The 5,421-nt window shown below is 54.5% G+C and carries 2 rRNA genes; both read left to right on the forward strand.

Annotated elements, in window-relative coordinates:
• Positions 1–212 precede the first annotated feature (212 nt).
• Positions 213–1,732, forward strand: a 16S ribosomal RNA gene (locus HQQ78_RS15555).
• Positions 1,733–2,202: 470 nt separating this feature from the next.
• Positions 2,203–5,325, forward strand: a 23S ribosomal RNA gene (locus HQQ78_RS15560).
• Together the 16S and 23S rRNA genes form the textbook arrangement of a ribosomal RNA operon.
• The last annotated feature ends 96 nt before the right edge of the window (positions 5,326–5,421 follow it).

A 5,421-nucleotide genomic window follows, 5' to 3' on the forward strand; every position in this document is an offset into this window, starting at 1 on the left:
GTGCGTTTGGTCCTTGAGAACTCAACAGCGTGCACATTGTCAAATGCCAAATTATACCCTGGCATTGCTTGTGGCTTCATCTTTGGTGGGGTTGTGAGTGGTGTTTAGGTTTCTTTGAGATTGATGGACAACAACAATCGTCAGATTGTTTTGTTCTTTAGTCAGCATCAAATTCAGCAGTCATGGCCTATTCCGGTTGTGCTGTTTTTTCTTTTACGGAGAGTTTGATCCTGGCTCAGGACGAACGCTGGCGGCGTGCTTAACACATGCAAGTCGAACGATGAACTGGAGCTTGCTCCAGGGATTAGTGGCGAACGGGTGAGTAACACGTGAGTAACCTGCCCTTGACTCTGGGATAAGCGCTAGAAATGGCGTCTAATACCGGATACGAGCTTCAGCCGCATGGCTAGGAGTTGGAAAGAATTTTGGTCAAGGATGGACTCGCGGCCTATCAGCTAGTTGGTGAGGTAATGGCTCACCAAGGCGACGACGGGTAGCCGGCCTGAGAGGGTGACCGGCCACACTGGGACTGAGACACGGCCCAGACTCCTACGGGAGGCAGCAGTGGGGAATATTGCACAATGGGCGAAAGCCTGATGCAGCAACGCCGCGTGAGGGATGACGGCCTTCGGGTTGTAAACCTCTTTTAGTAGGGAAGAAGCGAAAGTGACGGTACCTGCAGAAAAAGCACCGGCTAACTACGTGCCAGCAGCCGCGGTAATACGTAGGGTGCAAGCGTTGTCCGGAATTATTGGGCGTAAAGAGCTCGTAGGCGGTTTGTCGCGTCTGCTGTGAAATCTGGGGGCTCAACCCCCAGCCTGCAGTGGGTACGGGCAGACTAGAGTGCGGTAGGGGAGATTGGAATTCCTGGTGTAGCGGTGGAATGCGCAGATATCAGGAGGAACACCGATGGCGAAGGCAGATCTCTGGGCCGTAACTGACGCTGAGGAGCGAAAGCATGGGGAGCGAACAGGATTAGATACCCTGGTAGTCCATGCCGTAAACGTTGGGAACTAGATGTGGGGGCCATTCCACGGTCTCCGTGTCGCAGCTAACGCATTAAGTTCCCCGCCTGGGGAGTACGGCCGCAAGGCTAAAACTCAAAGGAATTGACGGGGGCCCGCACAAGCGGCGGAGCATGCGGATTAATTCGATGCAACGCGAAGAACCTTACCAAGGCTTGACATATACCGGAAACGTCCAGAGATGGTCGCCCCGCAAGGTCGGTATACAGGTGGTGCATGGTTGTCGTCAGCTCGTGTCGTGAGATGTTGGGTTAAGTCCCGCAACGAGCGCAACCCTCGTTCTATGTTGCCAGCACGTTATGGTGGGAACTCATAGGAGACTGCCGGGGTCAACTCGGAGGAAGGTGGGGATGACGTCAAATCATCATGCCCCTTATGTCTTGGGCTTCACGCATGCTACAATGGCCGGTACAAAGGGCTGCGATACCGTAAGGTGGAGCGAATCCCAAAAAGCCGGTCTCAGTTCGGATTGAGGTCTGCAACTCGACCTCATGAAGTCGGAGTCGCTAGTAATCGCAGATCAGCAACGCTGCGGTGAATACGTTCCCGGGCCTTGTACACACCGCCCGTCAAGTCATGAAAGTCGGTAACACCCGAAGCCAGTGGCCTAACCCTTGTGGATGGAGCTGTCGAAGGTGGGATCGGTGATTAGGACTAAGTCGTAACAAGGTAGCCGTACCGGAAGGTGCGGCTGGATCACCTCCTTTCTAAGGAGCATGTACTCGCCCCGCGGTATACACGGGGGTCAACGAGTCAAGTCGGTTTCGAAGCGAATGTCTTCGGCCGGCGCTCATGGGTGGAACATTAACAATGGCTCTTCGCGGAGAGCATCAGCGCTAGTACGGCACCTTCGGGTGTCTGGAAGGTGAGGGTGTTCGAGGTGGGGGGCGTGCACGCTGTTGGGTCCTGAGGGACCAAGCACCCATGCTTTCGTAGTGTGGGGGTTTTTCCTCTGGGCCATGAAAGTCCTGCATCAATCGTAGGGTGATCATGGTGCCGCCCGTATTTTGAGAACTACACAGTGGACGCGAGCATCTTAGTCGCAAGCAGGGCCGGCCTTCGGGTTGGTTGTTGTTTGTGATACTAAGTGCAATTTCTTAGACCAATCCGCCCTTTGGGTGTGGTTGGCGAATGAGATAACACTGAGCTGTCAGTCTTTGGCTGGCAGCAACTTTGTGGTCAAGTTTCTAAGAGCAAACGGTGGATGCCTTGGCATCTGGAGCCGAAGAAGGACGTAGAAATCTGCGATAAGCCTCGGGGAGCTGATAATCGAGCCCTGATCCGAGGATTTCCGAATGGGGAAACCCCGCCAGGCGTTATGTCTGGTGACTCCCGCCTGAATATATAGGGCGGGTAGAGGGAACGTGGGGAAGTGAAACATCTCAGTACCCACAGGAAGAGAAAACAACAGTGATTCCGTCAGTAGTGGCGAGCGAAATCGGAAGAGGCTAAACCGGTCATGTGTGATAGACGGCGGTCGTTGCATGGTCGGGGTTGTGGGACCCGTTGTCCTGTTCTGCCGGACAGGAACAGTTACAGCGCAGTATAGGCGAACAGCTTTGAATGGCTGGTCATAGAGGGTGCGAACCCCGTAGCCGAAATGCTGGCGCTGGCTGAATGGGGATCCCAAGTAGCTCGGGGCCCGAGAAATCCCGTGTGAATCTGTCAGGACCACCTGATAAGCCTAAATACTCCCAGATGACCGATAGCGGACAAGTACCGTGAGGGAAAGGTGAAAAGTACCCCGGGAGGGGAGTGAAATAGTACCTGAAACCGTTTGCTTACAAACCGTTGGAGCCTCCTTGTAGGGGTGACAGCGTGCCTTTTGAAGAATGAGCCTGCGAGTTAGCGATATGTGGCGAGGTTAACCCGTGTGGGGTAGCCGTAGCGAAAGCGAGTCTTAATAGGGCGATCCAGTCGCATGTCCTAGACCCGAAGCGAAGTGATCTATCCATGGCCAGGTTGAAGCGACGGTAAGACGTCGTGGAGGACCGAACCCACTTAGGTTGAAAACTGAGGGGATGAGCTGTGGATAGGGGTGAAAGGCCAATCAAACTTCGTGATAGCTGGTTCTCTCCGAAATGCATTTAGGTGCAGCGTTGCGTGTTTCTTGCCGGAGGTAGAGCTACTGGATGGCCGATGGGGCCCAAAAGCTTACTGACGTCAGCCAAACTCCGAATGCCGGTAAGTGAGAGCGCAGCAGTGAGACGGTGGGGGATAAGCTTCATCGTCGAGAGGGAAACAACCCAGACTACCAACTAAGGTCCCTAAGCGTGTGCTAAGTGGGAAAGGATGTGGAGTTGCATAGACAACCAGGAGGTTGGCTTAGAAGCAGCCACCCTTGAAAGAGTGCGTAATAGCTCACTGGTCAAGTGATTCCGCGCCGACAATGTAACGGGGCTCAAGCACACCACCGAAGTTGTAGATTTCGTATTATAGACAAGCCTTCGTGGTTCAGTCGTACGGAGTGGTAGGAGAGCGTCGTGTGGCCAGTGAAGCGGCGGTGTAAACCAGCCGTGGAGGCCACACGAGTGAGAATGCAGGCATGAGTAGCGAAAGACGGGTGAGAAACCCGTCCTCCGAAAGACCAAGGGTTCCAGGGCCAGGTTAATCCGCCCTGGGTAAGTCGGGACCTAAGGCGAGGCCGACAGGCGTAGTCGATGGACAACGGGTTGATATTCCCGTACCGGCGAAGAACCGCCCAAGCTAATCCAGTGGTGCTAAGAGTCCTAACCCGGCTGAGTGGATCCCTTCGGGGTGATGCCGGCCGGTCTAACGCTCGACCCCATGCTGGTGCGGTTAACGTATTAACAGGTGTGACGCAGGAAGGTAGCTGAGCCAGGCGATGGTATCCGTAAGGTGAACCTGGTGTAAGGATGTAGGGCTGACGATAGGCAAATCCGTCGTCAATGCGCCTGAGATCCGATGCGTACCCCGATTGGGGGAAATCAGTGATCCTATGCTGCCGAGAAAAGCATCGACGTGAGGTTCAAGCCGCCCGTACCCCAAACCGACTCAGGTGGTCAGGTAGAGAATACCAAGGAGATCGAGAGAATCGTGGTTAAGGAACTCGGCAAAATGCCCCCGTAACTTCGGGAGAAGGGGGGCCGGAACCGTGATGGGATTTACTCCCGGAGCGGGAAAGGCCGCAGAGACCAGTGGGAAGCGACTGTTTACTAAAAACACAGGTCCGTGCCAAGTCGCAAGACGATGTATACGGACTGACGCCTGCCCGGTGCTGGAAGGTTAAGAGGAAGGGTTAGCGCAAGCGAAGCTCAGAATTTAAGCCCCAGTAAACGGCGGTGGTAACTATAACCATCCTAAGGTAGCGAAATTCCTTGTCGGGTAAGTTCCGACCTGCACGAATGGCGTAACGACTTCCCAGCTGTCTCAACCGCGAACTCGGCGAAATTGCACTACGAGTAAAGATGCTCGTTACGCGCAGCAGGACGGAAAGACCCCGTGACCTTTACTACAGCTTGGTATTGGTGTTCGGAGTGGCTTGTGTAGGATAGGTGGGAGACTGTGAAGCTTGGACGCTAGTTCAGGTGGAGTCATTGTTGAAATACCACTCTGGTCACTTTGGATATCTAACTACGAACCGTGATCCGGTTCTGGGACAGTGCCTGGTGGGTAGTTTAACTGGGGCGGTTGCCTCCCAAAAAGTAACGGAGGCGCCCAAAGGTTCCCTCAACCTGGTTGGCAATCAGGTGTCGAGTGTAAGTGCACAAGGGAGCTTGACTGTGAGACTGACAAGTCGAGCAGGGACGAAAGTCGGGACTAGTGATCCGGCAGTGGCTTGTGGAAGCGCTGTCGCTCAACGGATAAAAGGTACCTCGGGGATAACAGGCTGATCTTGCCCAAGAGTCCATATCGACGGCATGGTTTGGCACCTCGATGTCGGCTCGTCGCATCCTGGGGCTGGAGTAGGTCCCAAGGGTTGGGCTGTTCGCCCATTAAAGCGGTACGCGAGCTGGGTTTAGAACGTCGTGAGACAGTTCGGTCCCTATCCGCTGCGCGCGTAGGAAATTTGAGAAGATCTATCCCTAGTACGAGAGGACCGGGATGGACGAACCTCTGGTGTGTCAGTTGTCCTGCCAAGGGCACCGCTGATTAGCTACGTTCGGAACGGATAACCGCTGAAAGCATCTAAGCGGGAAGCCGGCTTCGAGATGAGATTTCCATACCCTTAGGGGTGAGAGGCTCCCAGCTAGACTACTGGGTTGATAGGCCGGATGTGGAAGTGGGGACTAACGACCCATGGAGCTGACCGGTACTAATAAGCCGATAACTTGACAACACTCCCTCCCTGTAGAGGTGGGGGAAAGCTGCTTGCGTCCACTATGTGGTTCCCGAAATACGGTCGGGAACAACTCAACAGACAAGTCGCCACATC

It is taken from the genome of Frigoribacterium sp. VKM Ac-2859 (genome assembly GCF_013204925.1).
In the GTDB taxonomy this organism is placed as follows: Bacteria; Actinomycetota; Actinomycetes; order Actinomycetales; family Microbacteriaceae; genus Frigoribacterium.